Origin of the sequence: Pseudonocardia thermophila (assembly GCF_900142365.1) — a bacterium.
In the GTDB taxonomy this organism is placed as follows: domain Bacteria; phylum Actinomycetota; class Actinomycetes; order Mycobacteriales; family Pseudonocardiaceae; genus Pseudonocardia; species Pseudonocardia thermophila.
On the sequence record NZ_FRAP01000002.1, the window covers coordinates 376,634 to 396,138 of the forward strand.

At 72.6% G+C, this 19,505-nt stretch carries 18 protein-coding genes; 16 read left to right on the forward strand and 2 right to left on the reverse strand.

Going from position 1 to position 19,505, the window contains the following annotated elements:
* Positions 1-3: 3 nt before the first annotated feature.
* The 12 genes from BUE41_RS04110 to BUE41_RS04165 are packed head-to-tail and all read left to right on the forward strand — an operon-like array spanning position 4 to position 12,724.
* Positions 4-1,272: an MmgE/PrpD family protein gene (locus BUE41_RS04110; RefSeq protein WP_159444852.1), complete on the forward strand. Its 1,269-nt coding sequence runs from the start codon at positions 4-6 to the stop codon at positions 1,270-1,272.
* On the forward strand, positions 1,269-2,252 hold the full coding sequence (locus BUE41_RS04115) for an asparaginase (protein WP_084754351.1): 984 nt from the start codon (positions 1,269-1,271) through the stop codon (positions 2,250-2,252). The genes BUE41_RS04110 and BUE41_RS04115 overlap by 4 nt, the downstream gene beginning before the upstream one ends.
* Positions 2,253-2,296: 44 nt before the next feature.
* Positions 2,297-3,478, forward strand: a complete 1,182-nt coding sequence (locus BUE41_RS04120) for a CaiB/BaiF CoA transferase family protein (protein ID WP_073455472.1) — start codon at positions 2,297-2,299, stop codon at positions 3,476-3,478.
* Complete coding sequence (locus BUE41_RS04125; RefSeq protein WP_073455473.1) at positions 3,475-4,248, forward strand: enoyl-CoA hydratase-related protein; 774 nt, start codon at positions 3,475-3,477, stop codon at positions 4,246-4,248. The genes BUE41_RS04120 and BUE41_RS04125 overlap by 4 nt, the downstream gene beginning before the upstream one ends.
* Positions 4,249-4,273: 25 nt before the next feature.
* Positions 4,274-5,131, forward strand: coding sequence for a fumarylacetoacetate hydrolase family protein (locus BUE41_RS04130; protein WP_073455474.1), 858 nt, complete (start codon positions 4,274-4,276; stop codon positions 5,129-5,131).
* Positions 5,124-6,386, forward strand: coding sequence for a hydroxyacid-oxoacid transhydrogenase (locus BUE41_RS04135; RefSeq protein ID WP_073455475.1), 1,263 nt, complete (start codon positions 5,124-5,126; stop codon positions 6,384-6,386). Before BUE41_RS04130 ends, BUE41_RS04135 begins: the two co-directional genes overlap by 8 nt.
* Positions 6,387-6,397: 11 nt before the next feature.
* Positions 6,398-7,993 (forward strand): GMC family oxidoreductase, encoded by a 1,596-nt coding sequence (locus tag BUE41_RS04140; protein WP_073455565.1) that lies wholly within the window; start codon positions 6,398-6,400, stop codon positions 7,991-7,993.
* Entirely contained in the window at positions 7,990-8,424 is a 435-nt protein-coding gene (locus BUE41_RS04145) for a hypothetical protein (protein ID WP_073455476.1), read from the forward strand. The genes BUE41_RS04140 and BUE41_RS04145 overlap by 4 nt, the downstream gene beginning before the upstream one ends.
* Positions 8,421-9,905 carry an aldehyde dehydrogenase family protein gene (locus BUE41_RS04150; protein ID WP_073455477.1) on the forward strand — a complete coding sequence of 495 codons (1,485 nt, stop codon included), beginning with the start codon at positions 8,421-8,423 and terminating at the stop codon, positions 9,903-9,905. The genes BUE41_RS04145 and BUE41_RS04150 overlap by 4 nt, the downstream gene beginning before the upstream one ends.
* Positions 9,906-9,961: 56 nt before the next feature.
* Entirely contained in the window at positions 9,962-10,945 is a 984-nt protein-coding gene (locus BUE41_RS04155) for an isopenicillin N synthase family dioxygenase (RefSeq protein ID WP_073455478.1), read from the forward strand.
* Entirely contained in the window at positions 10,945-11,445 is a 501-nt protein-coding gene (locus BUE41_RS04160; protein WP_073455479.1) for a nucleoside deaminase, read from the forward strand. The genes BUE41_RS04155 and BUE41_RS04160 overlap by 1 nt, the downstream gene beginning before the upstream one ends.
* Positions 11,420-12,724 carry an MmgE/PrpD family protein gene (locus BUE41_RS04165; RefSeq protein ID WP_073455480.1) on the forward strand — a complete coding sequence of 435 codons (1,305 nt, stop codon included), beginning with the start codon at positions 11,420-11,422 and terminating at the stop codon, positions 12,722-12,724. The genes BUE41_RS04160 and BUE41_RS04165 overlap by 26 nt, the downstream gene beginning before the upstream one ends.
* Before the next feature lie 15 nt (positions 12,725-12,739).
* Here the strand turns inward: BUE41_RS04165 and BUE41_RS04170 are convergent, their stop codons facing one another.
* Entirely contained in the window at positions 12,740-14,218 is a 1,479-nt protein-coding gene (locus tag BUE41_RS04170) for an aldehyde dehydrogenase (RefSeq protein WP_073455481.1), read from the reverse strand.
* A gap of 236 nt (positions 14,219-14,454) precedes the next feature.
* Here BUE41_RS04170 and BUE41_RS04175 point away from each other — a divergent pair, with 236 nt between their 5' ends.
* Positions 14,455-15,462 carry an AraC family transcriptional regulator gene (locus BUE41_RS04175; protein WP_073455482.1) on the forward strand — a complete coding sequence of 336 codons (1,008 nt, stop codon included), beginning with the start codon at positions 14,455-14,457 and terminating at the stop codon, positions 15,460-15,462.
* Positions 15,463-15,561: 99 nt separating this feature from the next.
* A complete protein-coding gene (locus tag BUE41_RS04180; RefSeq protein ID WP_084754353.1) occupies positions 15,562-16,113 on the forward strand; it encodes a MarR family winged helix-turn-helix transcriptional regulator in 552 nt (183 codons plus the stop codon).
* Between the two features lie 34 nt (positions 16,114-16,147).
* Here the strand turns inward: BUE41_RS04180 and BUE41_RS04185 are convergent, their stop codons facing one another.
* Complete coding sequence (locus BUE41_RS04185) at positions 16,148-17,332, reverse strand: glutamate-cysteine ligase family protein (RefSeq protein ID WP_159444853.1); 1,185 nt, start codon at positions 17,330-17,332, stop codon at positions 16,148-16,150.
* Positions 17,333-17,507: 175 nt separating this feature from the next.
* Between BUE41_RS04185 and BUE41_RS04190 the strand changes: the two genes are divergently transcribed.
* On the forward strand, positions 17,508-18,737 hold the full coding sequence (locus tag BUE41_RS04190) for a CaiB/BaiF CoA transferase family protein (RefSeq protein WP_073455483.1): 1,230 nt from the start codon (positions 17,508-17,510) through the stop codon (positions 18,735-18,737).
* 32 nt (positions 18,738-18,769) lie between these two features.
* Entirely contained in the window at positions 18,770-19,450 is a 681-nt protein-coding gene (isoH, locus tag BUE41_RS04195) for a 1-hydroxy-2-glutathionyl-2-methyl-3-butene dehydrogenase (protein WP_073455484.1), read from the forward strand.
* Positions 19,451-19,505 lie beyond the last annotated feature (55 nt).

The window sequence follows — 19,505 nt, forward strand, 5'->3', positions numbered from 1 at the left end:
GTCGTGCTCGACGACCTCGTCGACCGGGTGGCCGGGCTGACCTTCCCGGACCTGCCGGAGCCGACCGTGCGCCGGGTCGAGCTGCTCGTCGCGGACCTCGTCGGCGCCGCCGTCGCCGGCGCGCGCCGCGGCGAGCTGCCCCGCTACGCGGACAAGGCGGCGAGCACCCGGCAGGCCCGGATGCTGGTCCCGGGCGATCGCTGGGGCGAGGCCGGCGTCGCCGCGTTCGTCAACGGCTGCGCGTGCGTCGCGCTGGAGCTGGACGACGGGCTCGTCGGCGGCGGTCACGCGGGCGCTCACGTGATCCCCGCGGCCCTCGCCGCGGCCCAGCGCGCGCACCGCGCAGGACGCGAGCTGGTCGTCGCCGTGGCCGCCGGGTACGAGGTGGCCGCCCGGCTGTTCCGGGCCTTCCGGCTCCGCCATCCCGCGCACCCGCACGGGCACCTCGGTGCCGTCGGTGGTGCCGTCGCGGTCGCGCTGCTCTCCGGGACGGACCCGGTGGCCGCGGCCAGGGTGGCCTCGACCCTGCCGATCCTGTCGACCTGGGCGGCCTGCTTCGAGGGCGCATCCGCGCGGAACGCCGTCGTGGGGCTGGCGAACCTCGTCGCGATCACCTCCGTCGACCTCGCCGACGCGGGGTTCACCGGCGCCGCCGACGCGCTGGAGCAAGCGTTCGGCCAGGTCGCCGGTGAGCGGCGGGACCTCGCCGGGCTCGCAGCGCCGGTCGACCCGGCCCGGCTCGCGGTGCACGGCGCCGTCACCAAGCACGTCAGCGTGGCCGGACCGCTGCACTGCGCCGTGGAGGCGGCGCGCAGCCTCGCCCGGCCGGGTCCGATCACCGAGGTCCGGGTCGCCACCGTCCCGAACAACGCCAAGTTCGCCGGCCTGCCCCGGCCCAACTCGCTGTCCAGCCGGTTCTCCCTGCCGTACGCGGTGGCGGCTGCGCTGTGCCGCGACCCGGCGCGCGTGCGGTCGTTCGACCACGACCCGGAGGTCGCCGCACTGGCCGGCCGGGTCCGCGTGGCCGCCGAGCCCGAGCTCGAGGCTCGTCACCCCGGCACGCACGCCGCCCGCGTCACCGTGGTCGGCCCGGACGGGGAACGCACCGCCCTGGTGACCGAGCCGAAGGGCGCTCCCGGGCGGCCCGCCACGGAGGCCGATCTCGCGGCGAAGTTCGCCGAGCTGGTCCCCGGCCGCGCTGATCTGTACGCCCGGCTCACCGCGCTGCGCGATGCCGAGGACTGCGCCGACCTGATCGAGGGGGAGCTGTGAGCGCACCGACGATGCTGCCGGAGATCGTCGTCCTGGGCACCGGCGGCACCATCTCCGCCGTCGCCGACGCCCGCGGGCGCAACGGAGCAGGGCTCTCGGCGGGCGAGATCGTCACGGGCGCCGGGGCCCTCGACGAGATCGCGGTGATCCGCAGCGGCGACGTCCGCCGCATCCCGGGCCGTGCGATGACCCCGCAGGACATGCACGACATCGCGCTCCGGGTGGGTGCCGAGGTGGCCGCCGGGTGCTCCGGGGTCGTGATCACCCACGGGACCGACACGATCGAGGAGACGGTCTACGCCCTCGCGCTGATGCTCGACGTGCCCGTCCCCGTCGTCATGACCGGGGCGATGCGGCTGCCGGCCGATCCCGGCCACGACGGCGGGGCCAACCTGCGCACCGCCGTGGTGGCCGCGACCCGCCGCGACCTCGCTGCCTTCGGGCCGCTGCTCGCGTTCGGCGACGAGCTGCACCTGGCGCGGTGGGTGACCAAGCAGCACACCAGCCGACCCGCCGCGTTCGCCTCGCCCGAGACCGGCCCGGCCGGCGTCGTCGTCGAGGGGCGGGTGCTGATGAACGCCCCGCCCGCCGACTCCGACCACCTCGGCCTGCCCGACTCGCTCGGCGGCACCCGGGTGGAGCTGGTGTGGATCTACGCCGGCGCCGACGGCGCGCTGATCGAGGCCGCTGCGGAGCGAGCCGACGGCATCGTCGTCGCGGGGACCGGGGGTGGCCACACGCCGCCGTCGGTCGCCGAGGCGATCGGGGCCGTGGTCGCCGGCGGTACCCCCGTCGTCGTCGCCTCGCGGTGCGCGGCCGGTCCGACCCTGCACGACACCTACGGCGGGCCCGGTGGCGAGGCGCACCTGCGCGGTCTCGGCGCCGTCCACGCCGGACGGCTACCCGCGCTCAAGGCGCGGCTGCGGCTGCAGGTCGCGCTGGCGCTGGGCCGCGATGTCCGGGAGGTGTTCCCGAGGTGACGGCGGCAGAACGAGCAGTCGACGCGAGACAGGAGACGTCCGTGGTGTCCAGTCAGCCCCTCGCCGGGGTCCGGGTCATCGACTTCACCCAGATCATGCTGGGGCCCTCGGCGACCCAGATGCTCGGCGACTACGGCGCCGACGTGATCAAGATCGAGCGGCCCGGGACCGGCGACCTGTCCCGGGTGACCCTGCCGGACGACCCGGCCGGCTCGGACAACCCGGCGTTCAGCAGCCTCAACCGCAACAAGCGCAGCATCGCGCTCGATCTGTCCACGCAGGCGGGCCGCGTGATCGCCCGGGAGCTGGTGCGCGACGCGGACGTCGTGGTCAGCAACTTCCGGCCCGGGGTGATGGAGCGCCTCGGCCTCGGCTACGACGAGCTGAGCGAGCTCAACCCCCGGCTGATCTTCGCGGTGGGGACCGGCTACGGCCTCACCGGTCCGTACCGGTCGAAGGGTGGCCAGGACATGCTCGCGCAAGCGCTCACCGGCGCAACGCACCGGCGCGCGGACCCGAGCAGGCCACCGCAGCTGTACGCCACCACCGTCGCCGACTACGCGGCCGGGATGCACTTGATGCAGGGCATCCTGCTGGCGCTGCTCGCCCGCGAACGGACCGGACGGGGCCAGCTCGTGCAGGCGTCGCTGTACGACGCGATGCTCGCCATGCAGATGCAGGAGGCGACGCACCTGCTCATGCGCGGTGTGGAGCTGAACTGGGTGGCGATGCCGCACACCGGCGTGTTCGAGACGAGCGACGGGGCGCTCGTGCTCGTGGGGGCGTTCCGCGACGACCCGATCGCCGACATCTGCGCCGCGCTCGGCATCGAGGACCTCACCCGCCAGGAGCGGTTCTCCACGTTCGCGCTCCAGTGCGCGAACCGGTCCGAGCTGCACGCTGAGCTGAGTGCGGTGTTCCGGCGGAACACCACCCAGCACTGGATCGAGGTGCTGGAGAAGGCGGACCTGTTGTGCGCCCCGATCCGCACCCTCGACGAGGCACTGGCCGATCCGCAGACCGACGCCAACGGCATGGTGGTCGAGATCGACCGGGACGGGGAACCGGTGCGCACGGTCGGCTCGCCGGTGAAGCTCACCGACGGGGCGGCGACCGTCCGGTTCCCCCCGCCGAGGCTCGGCGAGCACACCGACGCTGTCCTCGCCGAGCTGGGATACGACGCCGAGCGGATCGCCGCGCTCCGATCGGCCGGGATCGTGGCGTGACCGTCCGGTTCGAGGTCGACGGGCACGTCGCGCGGATCACCGTCGACCGGCCCGAGGTGCGCAACGCGGTGGACCGGCGGACCCAGCGCGCACTGGAGGACGCGTGGGATCAGGTGGAGCGCACGGAAGAGATCCGCGTCGTCGTGCTCACCGGCGCGGGTGACCGGGCCTTCAGCGCAGGTGCGGACATGAAGGCGGGCGACGCCGACGGGCTCGCCTACTGGACCGAGCCCCGCCGCGGGGGGTTCGGCGGGATCTCGGTCCGCCGGAGCCTGCACGTCCCCGTCATCGCCCGGGTGAACGGGATCGCGCTGGGCGGCGGCTTCGAGATGGTCCTCGGGGCCGATCTCGCGGTGGCCGTCGACACCGCCGAGTTCGGGCTGCCGGAGGCGCTCGTCGGCCGGCTGCCGCTCGACGGCGGCGTGCCGCTGTTGCTGCAGACCCTCCCGCGGAAGGTCGCTGCCGAGCTCGTGCTCACCGGCCGCCGGATCCCGGCCGCGGAGGCGCTCACCCTCGGGCTGGTGAACGACGTGGTGCCGGCCGCCGAACTCGACGCCGCGGTGGACCGGTGGATCGAGCGCGTGCTGCGGGCCGCGCCGCTGTCCCACCGGGCGATCAAGCAGCTCATGCACGCCAGCACCCGGCCCGCTCCCGAGGAGATCACGCAGATCGCGACGCCCGAGGTCGTCCGCGCCCTCGGCTCGGCCGACGGCGCGGAGGGCCCGGCCGCGTTCCGCGAGAAGCGCGCCCCCCGCTGGACCGGTACCTGACAGATCGATACGGAAGGACCGACAGATGAAGCTCGTGCGATTCGGCGACCCCGGCCGGGAACGCCCCGGCGTGCTGCAGGACGACGTGATCGTCGACGTGAGCAGCCGCATCCGGGACTACGATCCGCGGTTCTTCGCCGAGGGCGGGCTCGCCCACCTCGAGGAGGTCCTGCGTGAGGCCGAGGCGCTCCCGCGTGTCGACCCGGCCACGGTCCGCATCGGGCCGCCGATCGGCCGCCCCGGCAAGATCGTCTGCATCGGCCTGAACTACGCCGACCACGCCGAGGAGGCCGGGTTCCCCGTCCCGACCGAGCCGACGGTGTTCTTCAAGGCGCCCAACACGATCGTCGGGCCCTACGACCAGGTGCGGATCCCGCGCGGCGGGGACCGCACCGACTGGGAGGTCGAGCTGGGCGTCGTCATCGGCCGCGAGGCCCGCTACCTACCGGACGAAGCCGCGGGTCTCGCTGCGGTCGCCGGGTTCGCCGTCGTCAACGAGATGAGTGAGCGCGGCTTCCAGCTGACCCGGGGCGGGGAGTGGGCGAAGGGGAAGTCGTGCGAGACGTTCAACCCGCTCGGCCCGTGGTTGGTGACCCCCGACGAGATCGACGACGTCCAGGCGCTCGACCTGTGGCTGGACGTCAACGGCGAGCCGATGCAGCGCAGCAGCACCAAGCACATGCTGTTCAGCGTCGGGTTCCTCGTCTGGCACCTGAGCCAGTTCATGGTGCTGGAGCCCGGTGACCTGATCGACACCGGCACCCCGGGCGGCGTCGGGAACCTGCAGGACCCACCGCGGTACCTCGCGAAGGGCGATGTGATCGAGCTCGGGGTCACCGGGCTCGGCTCCCAGCGGTTGTCGGTGATCGGCGCCGATGACTGATCAGTGGGGGACCGTTGCGCGCGAGTCGTTGTTCTGGTGGCTCGCGGGAGCACTGAAGTTCGGGCCGGGCGCGCTCGACGAGATCGGCGCGGACGCCGCTGGACTGGGGCTCGAGCGGGTGCTCGTCGTCACCGACCGGCAGGTCGTCGACGCCGGCGTCGCCGGGCGGGCCGTCGACTCGCTGACCGCCGCGGGCGTCGAGGTGCAGGTGTACGCCGACGTCGCGATCGAGCCGACCGACGAGTCCTGCGCCGCGGCGCACGCGGCGACGAAGGACCTGGACGTCGACGGGATCGTCGCCGTCGGCGGCGGATCGGTGATCGACACCGCCAAGGCGGTCGACCTGCTGCGGACGAACGGCGGTGCGCTGACCGACTACGTGAACGCGCCGGTCGGCGCGGGCCGCGCCCCGCACGCGCCGCTGCTCCCGTTGATCGCGGCGCCGACGACGGCGGGTTCCGGCTCGGAGAGCAGCGGGGTGTGCGTCATGGACCTCACCCGGCTGCACCTCAAGTCGGGGATCAGCCACCGCGCGCTGCGGCCCGTCCTGTCGGTCGTCGACCCGCTCACCACGCTGACGCTGCCGCGGGAGGCCACGGTCTCGTCCGGGCTCGACGTGCTCTCCCACGTCCTGGAGTCGCTGACGGCGAGCCGGTTCGACACGCGGCCGCGCGCGACGGGGGAGCGGCCGACGTACTGCGGGGCCAACCCCGTCTCCGACCCCCTGTGCCGGGAGGCGCTGCGGCTGGTCGCGCGCAGCTTCCGCAAGGCCGTCGAGGACGGTGCCGACGTCGCCGCGCGCACCGACATGATGCTGGCCGCGACCCTGACCGCCATCGGGTCGAGCACCGCAGGGGTGCACATCCCGCACGCGTGCTCGTACTCCGTGGCGGCGCAGGTGCGTGACTTCCGTCCGCCCGGGTTCCCGCCGGGACGGCCGTTCGTCCCGCACGGCTGCGCGGTCGCGGCGACCCTGCCCGCGACCCTGCGCTACGTCGCCCCCGCGGTGCCGGACGCCCAGCGCGCGGCGGCGGAGGCGCTCGGCGCGCCGGACGATCTCGCTGCGGGGGTGGTCGAGCTGATGCGTGACATCGGCGGCCCGCGCGGCCTCGCCGACTTCGGCTACGCCGCGGCCGATGTCCCGTCCCTCGCGCAGGGCGCGCTGCAGCAGCAGCGGCTGCTCGCGGGCGCGCCGCGGCCGGTGGACGCGGACGTGCTCGGCCGCATCCTCACCGAGTCGCTGCAGAACTGGTGAAGGAGGTGACCATGCGAGACGCCGACCGAATCGACGCCGTCGTCGTCGGGTCCGGGCCGTCCGGGGCGGTCACGGCCCGGCGCCTTGTGGATGCGGGGATGTCCGTCGTCTGCCTGGAGCAGGGCGGATGGCCCGACTACTCGACCGCCCGCGCCGGCTTCCCGGACTTCGAGCTGGTGGCCCGCAAGCACTGGGACTGGGACCCGAACACCCGCCGGGCACCCGGGGACTACCCGATCGACGACCGCGGCTCCGACATCACGGCGCTGATGTTCAACGGGGTCGGCGGCAGCGCGGTCATGTACGCGGCGCACTGGGAGCGGTTCCTGCCCTCGGACTTCCGCGTCCGCACGCTCGACGGGGTGGCCGACGACTGGCCGGTCACCTACGAGGACATGGCGCCGTACTACGACGAGGTCGAGCGGCAGTTCGCCGTGTCCGGTCTGGAGGGCGACCCGGCCCTGCCGCCGTCCACACCGCCGCCACTGCCCCCGGTACCGCTCAACAAGGTCGGCCGGCGCGGCGCCGAGGCCCTCAACCGCCTCGGCTGGCACTGGTGGCCCGGCAGCAACGCCATCGCGACCCGCGACTACGGGCGCCTGCACGCCTGCGCGCAGAGCACCGCGTGCCCGTTCGGCTGCCCGGTCGGGGCGAAGGCCTCTCCGGACCGCACGCACTGGCCCGACCTCATCGCCGACGGGGTGCGGCTGATCACGCGGGCGCGGGTCCGTGAGCTGGTCCCCACGGCGTCCGGCCTGGTCGATGGGGTGGTGTACGTCGACGAGGCCGGCGTCGAGCGGATCCAGCGGGCGCAGGTGGTGATCCTGTGCGCCAACGCCCTGGGCACCCCGCGGATCCTGCTGAACTCCGGACTGGCCAACTCGTCCGGGCTGGTCGGGCGGCGGCTCATGATGCACCCGTTCGGCAACGCGATCGGCATCTTCGACGAGGACCTGGAGAGCTGGCGCGGGCCGCTCGGGCAGCACCTGTACTCGCTGCAGTTCTACGAGACCGACACCTCGCGCGGGTTCGTGCGCGGGGCCAAGTGGAACCTGCTGCCGAGCGGGGCACCCCTGTCGATCATGCTGCCCGGGCTGTGGGGCGCGGAGGGGCACTGGGGTCCGGACTTCCACCTCGCCCTGCGGTCCAGGCTCGGCCGCTCCGCGATCTGGACGGTGATCTGCGAAGACCTGCCCGACGATGACAACCGGGTCGTCCTGGACCCGGACACGGTCGACGACAGCGGCGTCCCAGGCGTCCGGATCGAGTACCGGACCTCGGACAACGCCCGCGCGATGATGGCCTTCCACCTCGCGCGGCTGGAGGAGGTGCTGCGCGAGATGGGGGCGAAGGAGATCATCCTGAACGGCCACATCCGGGCGTCCGGGTGGCACTTGATGGGCACCGCGGTCATGGGCCCCGATCCCGCGACGTCGGTCGTCGACCCGGTCGGCCGGGCGCACGACGTGCCGAACCTGTTCGTCTTCGACGGGAGCACGTTCCCCACGTCGTCCGGGGTGAACCCGTCTGCGACGATCGCGGCGAACGCGCTGCGCTGCGCGGACGCACTGGTGAAGGCCCGCGCCGAGCAGGTGGTGCCGGCGTGAGGGCGCTCGACCCCCGGCTGCGGGCGGTGCTCGGGGGCATCGCCGACCAGCTCATCCCCGCCGCCCACGGCATGCCGTCGGCGACCGAGGTCGGCGTCGCGGACACGCTGCTCGACGACGTCGTGCGCGCTCGGCCCGATCTCGTCGCACCGCTCGCCGACGTGCTGACCGCCGTCGCGGACGACGATCCCGTGTCCGCCGTCGCCCGGTTGCGCTCCGGCGCCGTGGCGGGGTTCGACGTCGTCGCGCTCGTCGTGGCCGGCGGCTACCTCATGTCCCCGCGGGTGAAGGCGGCTCTGGGCTACCCCGGCCAGGAACCGAAGATCGTCGATCCCGACGACGTCGTCCGCACCGTGCACGACGGCCTGCTCGACCCGGTCGTCGCCCGCGGCCCGATCTACCGGCCGACGCCGGGAACGGAGGTCCGATGACGATCTCGACCGCGGCGCGCCGCCGCGACCACCACATCGACGGGGAACCGGTGGTCTCCGCGACCTACCTCGTCCGGGAGAACCCGGCCACCGGCGAACCGGTCGCCGAGTTCGCGGCCGGCTCGGCGCACGAGGTGGACCTCGCCGTCACCGCGGCGCGGCGCGCGTTCGACCACGGGCCGTGGCCGCGGATGCCGGCGGGGGAGCGGGCCGCGGTGCTGCGCCGATTCGCCGCCGCGGTGGAGGCGGAGCTACCCGCCCTCGCCGCGCTCGACCGGGAGGAGGCAGGCAGGCCGATCCGGTTCGCGCGCGCCGACGTCCGCTCCGCCGCCGCGCACATCGCCACCGCTGCCGCGCTGATCGAGACGCAGTGCGGCGAGTCGTGGACCGACGTCGATCGTGATCTCGTCGCGTACTCGGTGCACGAGCCCGCCGGCGTCGCCGGACTGATCATCCCGTGGAACTTCCCCGCCGGGATCCTCTGCCAGAAGCTGCCCTACGCGCTCGCGGTCGGCTGCACGGTCGTCGTGAAGCCGTCGGAGTTCACGTCGAGCAGCGCGCTGGAGATCGCCCGCTTGGCGGAGGAGGCCGGGGTGCCGCCGGGCGTCGTCAACGTCGTCACCGGCCTCGGATCGCAGGTCGGCGCCCCGCTGTCCGCACACCGCGACGTCGACGTCGTGTCGTTCACCGGGTCGACCGCGAGCGGACGCGCGGTCGCGTCGGCCGCCGGGGCGTCGCTGACCAGGGCCGGCCTGGAGCTCGGCGGGAAGGGCGCGGTCGTCGTGCTCGACGACGCCGATCTCGACCAGGCTGTCGAGGCCGCGGTGTTCGCGGCGTTCTTCAACTCGGGGCAGTGCTGCGTCGCGGGACCGCGGATCCTGGTGCACGCCGCCGTCGCGGATCGGTTCCGCGAGGCCTTCCTCGCGCAGGCCGACCGGCTCGTGACCGGGGATCCCGCCGACGAGCGCACCGATCTCGGTCCGCTCATCCATGAAGATCACCTGCGGAAGGTCCTCGGCCACGTCGACGCGGGACGGGCAGCCGGAGCGCGGGTGCTCCGCGGCGGAGCACGGTCGGGCGGCGAGCTGGCCCGCGGCGCGTTCCTCCCGCCGACGATCCTCGACGGCCTCACCCCCGAGTCGCCGGTGTTCCACCAGGAGATCTTCGGCCCGGTCGTGTCGCTGACCGAGATCACCGGTGTCGAGGAGGCGGTGCGGCTGGCCAACGCGACGAGCTACGGGCTCGCGCACACCGTGTGGACCTCCGACGTGTCCACGGCGCACGCGGTCGCGCGCGAGCTGCGCTCCGGCACGGTGTGGGTGAACACCCACCTGGACGGATCGACGCACATCCCGTTCGGCGGGGTGAAGGCGAGCGGTTTCGGCCGCGAAGCGGGCCGTGCGGGGCTCCTGGAGTTCACCAGCCTGAAGACGGTGCAGATCCGTTCCGCCCGCCGCGCGTACGGCTTCGGGACACGCTGATCGAAATTGTACCCTTTTTGTTGACATAACAATTCTCGGATTGTATTGTAGGTTGTATGGATCATATTCTTGAGATCGACGTCGTGGAATTCGAGCGCGGTGATGAGCGGACCCGTCGGGCGATCGTCGACGGAATGCGGCGCAGTCTCGAAACTGGTTTCGTCTACGCCCGGCACGATCTCCCGGTCGGCGTGCTCGACGACGCGTACCACAAGCTGGAGACCTTCTTCTCCCTGGCTGCGGAGGTGAAGAACCGGTACACGGTGGTCGGCTCCGCCGGGCAGACCGGCTACACCGGAATGCGCGTGGAGACCCCGGTGTCGGTCGGGAAGCCTGATCTGAAGGAGATGTACAACTGGAGTGCGGAACTGCCCGCCGGGCATCCGCTGCGTCGCAGGTTCCCGCACCGCTACCGCGACCAGATCTTCCCCGAAGACGTCGTCCCGGGCATCGAGGCGGCACTGCGGCTGCTGCACGACCGCATCTTCGATCTGCAGAGCCGCGTTCTGCGCATCATCGCCCTGGGGCTCGGGGTCCACGAGAACTTCTTCGATGGAATGGTGATCCCGGCGTCGGCGATGAGCCGGGCCCTGCACTACCCGGACATCCACGAGCACCACGCGGAGGGGAACCAGGTCTGGGCGGGCGAGCACGCCGACATCGACCTCATCACCGCGCTGCCCCGGGCCACAGCGCGCGGGCTGCAGGTCAAGACGGAAGACGGCTGGATCGATGCGGTCGCACCCGAGGGGGCCGCGATCATCAACACCGGCAAGATGCTGGAGCACCTCACCAACGGGCTCATACCGCGCGGCGTGCACCGCGTCGTCGCCGATCCCGACCAGGTCGGCGACCGCTACAGCGTCGTCCAGTTCTGCCACCCGACCGCGTGGACGGTGCTCGAACCGCTCGCCACCTGCTGCACCCCCGAGCGGCCGCAGCGCTTCCCCGCGATCCTCACCGGCGACAAGCACGACGAGGTGCTCTGGGAGATCAACCTCTTCGAGGACGCCCGGAGGGTCCCGGTGGAGGCCTCCTGATGGAACCCGCCACCGAGCTCCGGTTCGTCGAACAGGCCGTGCGGCTCGCCACCGCGAACGGCGCCACCGGGCAGCTGCCGTTCGGTGCCGTCGTCGTCCGGGCCGGGGAGGTGATCGCCACCGGCGTCAACACGACCCTGCGCGACCACGACCCGACCGCGCACGCCGAGGTCGCCGCCGTCCGCGCCGCGTGCCGGGCGCTCGGCACCACCGCGCTCCCCGGCGCGGTCGTGGTGTCGAGCTGCGAACCGTGCCCGGTCTGCCACGTCGTCGCGGTCGCCGCCGGCGTCCAGGAGATCGTCTACGCCGCGACCGCGGAGCAAGCGGCGGCTCACGGCTTCGCCTCGCCGGTGGAGGTCATCCGGATCCGGGAGGACCTCGCCGAGCTCCGCCGCGACCACCTGCGCCACATCCCCACCGGGGACGACACGGCGCCCTTCGTCCGCTACCGCGCATCGAACCCCGGGGGAAGCGATGGACCTGCAGGCCCTCGTCCATGACGTCACCGCGGTCGTCGCCACCGGGGTGCCCGCGGCCGTCCGCCACCACGCTGGGCTGGTCCTCGCCGACACGGTCGGCGCCATGATCGCCGGCGGCCGGTCTCCGGAGCTCGCCGCCCTCGCCGCGACCTGCGATCCGCGCCCGCAGGCCGAGGTCGCGGTGCCGGGGCACCCCCGGGTCGGCGCCGCCGCGGCGGCTGCCGTCAACGCGATGGCCGGTGTCTGGCTCGAGATCGACGAGGACTCCAAACCGGGCGGGCACGTCGCCGCGCAGGTCCTGCCCGCCGTGCTCGCGGTGGCGCAGCGCGACGGCCTGTCCGGTGAGCAGCTGCTCCGCGGCCTCGTCACGGGTTACGAGGTCGCCGCAGCCCTCTACGCGATGTACGACCTGCGCTATCCGGTGCACCCGCACGGCCTGTTCGGTGCGGTCGGGGCGGCCGTCGGCGCTGCGGTCGCCCGGGGTGACGACCCCGGGCCGCCGGCCCGCATCGCGTCGAACCTCCTGCCCGTCGGCGTGTGGGACCCGTGCACCGAGGGCGCGACGGTGCGGCACGTCCTCGCCGCCGACGCCGCCGCGATGGGCGTGCGGGCCGCCGAGCTGGCCGCGGCCGGGATCGGCCCGTCCGCGACCGTGCTGGACTCCCTCACTGCGGCGCTCGGCTGCCGAGTCCGCCAGGCGAACCCGGCGCACGCCGGCCACGGCTGGCGGCACGCCCAGATCACCCGCAACACCTTCAAGATCCACAGCGCCTGCCTGCACGCCCACGCGGCGATCGAGGCCGCGCTGGCGGTCCGCCGCCCGGCTCTCGACCCGGCCGAGATCCGCTCCGTCACCGTCGCCGTCATGTCCGGGGCCGCGGAGCGGATCGGTGCCCTGCCTCGCCCGAACTCGCTCTCCACCCGCTTCTCGATCCCGTACGCGGTCGCGACCGCTCTGCTCCGCGGGGAGGCGAGCGTGACCGCGATGGGCTACGACGCACACGCGTTCGCACTGGCCGAGAAGGTCCGCCTCGTCGTCGACGACAGCCACGCCCGCGCCGGCGAGCCGATCGGTGGTGCCACCGTCACCGTCGAGACCGTCACCGGAACCCGGCGCGCCCGCGTCGACCGGCCCCGCGGGGTCTGCGACAACCCCGTGTCCGAGGAGGACCTGCGGGTCAAGTTCGCGGCCGTGGTCGGGGGAGCAGGGGCGGAGGAGTACTTCGCCTCCTTGGTGGAGGTGTTCGACGCACCCGTGGTCGGGCAGGTCCTCGTCAGCGATCAGGCGGTCGCCACCTGATCGCCCTCCGGTGCCTCAGCCCAACGTGAACGGGTCCCTCGTCCCCCCGGTCAGTTCGACCCAGACCGCCTTCTCCTCCAGGTACTCGTCGATGGCGTGGATGCCGTTCTCCCGCCCGAGGCCGGACATCTTGTACCCGCCGAACGGCACCGACGGCGCGACGACGCGGTAGGCGTTGATCCACACCGAACCGGCGCGGATCTTCGCCGCGACCCGGTGGGCGCGGTGGACGTCCTTCGTCCAGACGGCGCCGGCGAGGCCGTAGGGGGTGTCGTTGGCGAGCTTGATCGCCTCGTCCTCGTCGGTGAAGGTCAGGGCCGCGAGGACGGGGCCGAAGACCTCCTCCCGGTAGACGGTGGACTCGGGGGTGATCCCGGTGAGGACGGTGGGCTGGACGAAGAGGCCGCCGAGGCCGGGGTCGGCGGCGCCGCCGTAGGCGACGGTCGCGCCCTCGGCCTTCGCGGTCTCCAGGTAGTGGAGGACCTTCTCGTACTGGGGCTCGTTGGCGACCGGGCCCATCTCGGTCTCGGGTGCGGTCGGGTCGCCGAGCCTGATGCGGGCCGCGCGGTCGGCGACGAGGCGGATCAGCTCGTCGTGCACGTCGGCGTGGACGATCAGTCGGGAGCCCGCCATGCAGGTCTGGCCGGTCGCGGCGAACACGCCGGCGACGATCCCGTTGGCGGCCGCGGCGAGGTCGGCGTCGGGGAACACGATCTGCGGGGACTTGCCGCCCAGCTCCAGCGTGACCTTGTTGATGTTGTCGGCGGCGGCCTTCGCGACCGCGCGGCCGGTGGCGGTGGAACCGGTGAACGCCACCTTGTCGACGCCGGGGTGGGCCGCGAGCGCGGCACCGGTCTCGCGGGACAGCCCCGTCACGACGTTGACGACGCCGGGTGGGAACCCGGCCTTCTCGACCAGCTCGGCGAACCCGAGCGTCGACACCGGCGCGTGCTCCGAGGGCTTCACGACGACGGTGCAGCCGGCGGCGAGCGCGGGCGCGAGCTTCCAGCTCATCAGCAGCAGCGGGGAGTTCCACGGCGTGATCGCCGCGACCACGCCGACCGGCTCGCGGCGGGTGTAGACGAGGTAGTTCGGGTTGGGTGAGGGGATCTGGCGGCCCTCGATCTTGTCGGCCAGCCCGGCGAAGTAGTGGTACCAGGATCCCAGCGCCGTGGTCTGGCCGATCATCTCCCGGTACAGCTTCCCGGAGTCGTTGACCTCCAGGCGGGCCAGCCGCTCGGCGTCGTCGGCGATGAGGTCGCCGAGCCGGCGCAGCAGCGCGGCGCGGGCGAACCCGGTCGTCTGCCCCCACTCGCCCTCGAACGCGGAGCGGGCCGCGGCCACCGCGGCGTCGACGTCCTCCGGCCCTCCGTCGGGCACGACCGCCCACGGTTCACCGGTGTAGGGGTTCAGCGACTCGAAGGTGCGCCCGGAGGCGGCGTCGACCGGCTTCCCACCGATCAGCATGCGGAACTGCTCGAGCTCGCCAGGCATCTGCGGCGTCCTCCTCGACGTGGTGTGCCCCGACACTAGGTGTCACCGGCAGCGCCGCGCTATCCGCGAGGCGGCGGGCGGTGGCCGCGAAGCGGTCGTGCCCACCCGTCGTTCCGCGGACATCTACGTCGTTCCGCGGATGGTGGCGGCCGTCACGGCTCGCCTAGATTCGCCTTCGCTCACCGCCGGGGCATCGTCGCCCGGTGCTCGGACAGCGGGCCTTTGTGGAGGTTGCGATGACGGGCAGTACGGCAGTGGACACGTCGTCCCACGAGGCGCTCCCGCTCCTCGTGACGGACAACCCCGACGAGGCGCACCAGTACATCACCGACGTCTACATCCCGCACGACCTCGAGACCCGGGACGGGAACCGGCTCGACTTCACGCTGCCCTACCTCGCGTCGGACCGGCTCACCGTCGGGCACCTGGTGTACGGGGCCGACTCGGAGCTGCTGGTGCCGCCGATGATCGGGTGCTACCACATGAACCTGACCCTGCACGGTCGGACGATGGTCACGCAGAAGGGCCGCCGCGCCGCGACGGACGCCGGCCGTGGCGGGGTCATGTTCTCCCCGACCGACCCGTTCACCGTCCGCTGGAGCCCCGAGGCCGTGCAGTACGCGGTCAAGCTGCCCCGGCGTTCGCTGGAGGGCCAGCTCTCCCGGCTGATCAACCAGCCGGTGGAGCAGCCGATCCGGTTCGATCTCGGGTTCGACCTCACCACGCCGATGGGGCAGGCGCTGTTGTCGGCGGTGACGTTCCTGCGGCAGGAGCTGAGCCGACCCGGCGGCATCGCCTCCCAGCACCTGGTCCGGGAGCAGCTGGAGTCGATGGTGCTGACGCAGATCCTGCTGACGATCCCGAACTCCTACACCGACGTCCTGCACCGCCCGGAGCGGCCGGCGACCCGGGCGAAGATCGGGCGGGTGATCGAGATGATCGAGGAGCGCCCGGACGCGAACTGGACGCTGGCCGAGCTCACCCACGCCGCCGGGGTCACCGCGCGTGCCCTGCAGCGCGGGTTCAAGGAGGTCGTCGGGATGTCGCCCACCGCGTACGTGCGCGCGGTGCGGCTCGACCGGGTGCACGCCGAGCTCGTCGAACGGGCCGGCGAGGTCGCGGTCGCCGACGTCGCCGTGCGGTGGGGCTTCTTCCACCTCAGCCGGTTCGCGCAGCAGTACCGCGAACGGTTCGGTGTGCTGCCGTCGGAGACGGTCCGCCGCGTCCTGCGCCACGGCGCCTGACGACGGCGGCGGGCCGTCTGGGCTCGTGCCCTCCGCGGCCGGTAGCCTGGACACGACTTGTTTAGTCGTAAGGTAATCCGGACCGAGGAGGTTGCGCCGTTGGCGAGCAGGCGCGCGGCCATTCGACGAGCCTCCTTCGAGGACGGGATCGACCGGGTCGAAGCCGCCTGGCGCAAGGAGCGCCCGGACATCGACGTCAGTTCGGTCGGGATCATCTCCCGGCTCTGGCGGGTCAGCCGGCATCTCGAGCGGGTGCGTAAGGAGCGGCTGGCCGAGCTGGGCACCGACCGCGTGACGCTCGACGTCCTGGCGATGCTGCGCCGGTCCGGCCCGCCGTACCGGCGCACGGCCGGGGAGCTCACGCGCTCGTCGCTGATCACCTCGGGCGGGGTCTCGCAGCGCCTGGACAAGCTGGAACGAGCAGGCCTGATCAGCCGCCACATCCACCCGAAGGACCGGCGTCGCATCGAGGTCCAGCTCACCCCGGAGGGGATGGCGCTGGTCGACAGCGTTCTCGCGGACCTCATGGAGCACGAGAACCAGCTGCTGTCCGTCCTCACCGAGCGGGACCGCGGGGAGCTGCGCCGGTTGCTCAAGATCCTCCTCGCCGAGTTCGAACACCCGGACGAGGACAGCGCCGAGGGTGGCTGAGGAGGCCGTTGCCGGTGGGCCGGGGCTCGGTGGGTCAGGCCGCTCCTGCGGTGCGCAGCAGCGGCGCACGCAGGTCGAACGGAACCGGCCGGTCGTCGCCGGGGCAACGCCGGCGCGCGACGTAGCGGGCCCGGAACTCGGCGACCCGCGCGGCGAGTTCCGGGCCGACTGTGGCCGGGTCGAGGTGGGCGGTCACGACCTCGAAGAAGATCTCCGCCTGCCCGGCCAGGGCGGGGTCGGCCAGGCCGTCGCGGATCGCCGGGAGCCACAGGCCGCCGGTGTCCGGTAGCCGCCGGAGCAGTTCCCGGCGCGCGTCGTCCCGCACCGCCGTCGCGACGGCGAGGACGGCCACCGAGCGGATCCACTCGGGCAGGGCGTCCAGGACGCGCAGCTCCAGCCAGCCGCGGGGTCGCACCGGTGGGAACAGCGTGGTCAGATGGCTTCGCAGGTCGTCCACCGTTGGCCAGCCCGCCGGATGGCCGTGCGTCAACCAGTCCCGGAAGGTCAGGCCGGGCGCCGGGACGACCCGCGTGTCGTCCGGGCCGGTGATGAACATGACCGGCGCGTCGAGCGCGTAGTCGGCCCAGGCGCGGGCGGGGTCGGCGGCGACGCGGACCGGGCGGGTCCGCCCCGGGTCGATGGACCACCAGATCGCCTGGCGCAGACACGCCCAGCGTCGTCCGTGCACGTCGACGCCGGGCGAGTTGCTGAACGCGGCGATGAGGACGGGCGCGAGGCGGTGCAGGAGATCCCAGCGGCCGACGGGGTCCGCGGCGTCGTGGCTGAGGTTGATCTGCGTCGACGTCGTGTTGTTCATCATCCACGCGCCCGCCCAGCCCTGCCCGGCGAAGAACTCCTCCATCGCGCCGTAGCGCGACTTGTCGAGGATGCGCTGCGGTCTGCGGCGATCGTCCACCGCGAGGGTGCACGGGACCAGGTCGGCCCGGTGCAGGAGTGCGAACAGGGCGTCGCTGTCGGCCTGCGCGGCGCTCAGGGCGCCGGCCGCCGTGGGGAACGGGGCGGTGGACAGCTCCACCTGACCCCCGGGTTCGATGGTGACGCGGCTGCCGGCGCCGAGGCGCAGACCGTCGAACGATGCGAGGTCGGCGTGGGCTGGGCGCGTCTCGACCCCCGGCGGCCGGTGCAGTGGCCACTCGAGCTCGATGCCGACGAGGTCCCGGCCGCACGGTGTGAAGACCGACTCGGCGTAAGCGGTCACATCGTGGACGGACAGCGAAGGTCGAGGCAGTGGCATGAGCGGCCCCTTCCGGTCCCGTCGAGGTTAAGGAGAAAACCTCCCAGTGGCAAGTAGTTGACGACTAAGAAGATTAGTAGCTACTATCCTCGTGCTGTGACGCCCGGCACACCGCCGGAGTCCGAGCGAGGAGGAACAAATGGCTGGCCCGCTCACCGGGTACCGGATCCTCGATCTCTGCACGATGATGTCCGGGCCGTGGGCTTCGGACCTGCTCGGCGACCAGGGCGCCGACGTCATCAAGATCGAGGTTCCCGGTAAGGGCGACCACGTGCGCGACCTGCCCCATCGTCACCGCGGGATGTCGGCGATGTTCGTGAACGTCAACCGTTCCAAGCGGTCGGTCACGATCAACCTCAAGACGCCCGAGGGTGTCGACCTGCTCAAGCAGCTGGTGCGGACCGCTGACGTTCTCGTCCAGAACTTCCGGCCGGGGGTCGCCGACCGCCTCGGGATCGGCTACGAGGCGCTCTCGGCGGTCAATCCGAAGCTCGTCTACCTCTCCCTGAACGGCTGGGGTGAGTCGGGGCCGCTGGCGGGGCAGCGCGTGTACGACTCCCTGATCCAGGCGCTCACCGGGCTGACGACCGTTCAGGCGGGGTCCGACCACGAACGGCCCCGGCTGATCCGCACCGTCCTGCCGGACAAGCTGTCGGCGATCGTCGCCTCACAGGCGATCACCGCCGGCCTGCTGGCCCGCGTCCGGACGGGCGAGGGCCAGCACATCCGCCTGTCGATGCTGGACGCGGTCATCTCCTTCCTGTGGGCCTCGGACATGGGTGCCTACACGTTCCTCGAGAAGCCGGTCGAGGTGGAACGCGGCGGCAGCTTCATCGACCTGATCTACCAGACCCAGGACGGCTACATCACCGTCGCCACCAACAGCAACGCTGAGTGGACGGCCCTGTGCCGGGCGCTCGACCACGCGGAGTGGATCGAGGACGAGCGGTTCTCGACCCCGGCAGGCCGCCTGGAGCACATCAACGAGCGCTTGCAGATGGTCCAGGACGTCCTCGCCACGAACACCAGCGCGCACTGGCTCGAACGGTTCGAGCGCCACGACGTCCCGGCCGCGCCGATCCTCAAGCGTTCCGAGGTGATCGAGCATCCGCAGGTGCGCGCGTGCGGGAGCATCGAGGAGTACAAGCACCCCGTCGCCGGCCCGCTGCGGCAGTCCCGGGTGCCCGCGCGCTTCCTCGGCACACCGGTCGAGCCGCCGCGTGGGGCGCCACTGCTCGGCGAGCACAACGGGGAGGTTCTGAGGGAGCTCGGACTGACCCCCGAGCGCATCGCCGAGTTGGTCGACCGGGGAATCGTCGGCAACGAGCACCTCCGTCCCGCGGGCGAGACCGCTTCCGTCCCCGCCTGAGCGGCGGGCGGCGGAGGAACCGGAGGAGGACCATGGCTACCGCAGTGGTCATCGGCGCGGACCGGGGCATCGCCCACGCGATCGCGCGGCAGCTGCACGAACGGGGCGACGCGGTGACGGCCGCCTGCCTGGTCGGGAACGACGAGCTCGCCGCCGCCGGTGTGACGGTCCACGGGGGTGTGGACGTCACCTCGCAGGACGCGGTGGAGAAGTTCGCCGCGGCCCTCGGCGAGCGCAGGGTCTCGATCGACGTCCTCTACCACGTCGCCGGAGTGCTGGGGCTCGACACGTTCGGCAGCCTCGACTACGACGAGATCCGCCGTCAGTTCGAGATCAACGCGCTCGGTCCGCTGCGGACGGTCGAGGCGCTGCGCGACCTGCTGCACGACGGGTCGAAGGTGGGCATCGTGACCAGTCGTGTCGGCTCGCTCGCCGACAACAGCAGCGGAGGAATGTACGCCTACCGCATCTCTAAGGCGGCGGCGAACATGGTGGCGCGGAATCTCCATCACGAGTTGGGCCCGCGAGGAATCCACGTCCTCGCGCTGCATCCCGGGATGGTGGCAACCGATCTGACGAAGGATTTCCCGGGCGACTTCACCTACATCCAGGCCGATGAGGCCGCAGCCGGCCTGATCGGAAACATGGACCGGTTGACCGCGGAGAACGCGGGGCGGTTCCAGCACGCGAACGGGAGCTACCTCGACTGGTGACTTCCAGCTCCGATCGTTGCCGCGCGCAGCGGCGAGTCGAATGGGCACCGACGAA

Coding starts and splice junctions, on each gene's coding strand:
- BUE41_RS04130 (WP_073455474.1), top strand. CDS start 4,274: ATGAAGCTCGTGCGATTCGGCGACCCCGGCCGGGAACGCCCCGGCGTG.
- BUE41_RS04135 (WP_073455475.1), top strand. CDS start 5,124: ATGACTGATCAGTGGGGGACCGTTGCGCGCGAGTCGTTGTTCTGGTGG.
- BUE41_RS04140 (WP_073455565.1), top strand. CDS start 6,398: ATGCGAGACGCCGACCGAATCGACGCCGTCGTCGTCGGGTCCGGGCCG.
- BUE41_RS04150 (WP_073455477.1), top strand. CDS start 8,421: ATGACGATCTCGACCGCGGCGCGCCGCCGCGACCACCACATCGACGGG.
- BUE41_RS04155 (WP_073455478.1), top strand. CDS start 9,962: ATGGATCATATTCTTGAGATCGACGTCGTGGAATTCGAGCGCGGTGAT.
- BUE41_RS04160 (WP_073455479.1), top strand. CDS start 10,945: ATGGAACCCGCCACCGAGCTCCGGTTCGTCGAACAGGCCGTGCGGCTC.
- BUE41_RS04165 (WP_073455480.1), top strand. CDS start 11,420: ATGGACCTGCAGGCCCTCGTCCATGACGTCACCGCGGTCGTCGCCACC.
- BUE41_RS04170 (WP_073455481.1), bottom strand. CDS start 14,218: ATGCCTGGCGAGCTCGAGCAGTTCCGCATGCTGATCGGTGGGAAGCCG.
- BUE41_RS04175 (WP_073455482.1), top strand. CDS start 14,455: ATGACGGGCAGTACGGCAGTGGACACGTCGTCCCACGAGGCGCTCCCG.
- BUE41_RS04190 (WP_073455483.1), top strand. CDS start 17,508: ATGGCTGGCCCGCTCACCGGGTACCGGATCCTCGATCTCTGCACGATG.
- isoH (WP_073455484.1), top strand. CDS start 18,770: ATGGCTACCGCAGTGGTCATCGGCGCGGACCGGGGCATCGCCCACGCG.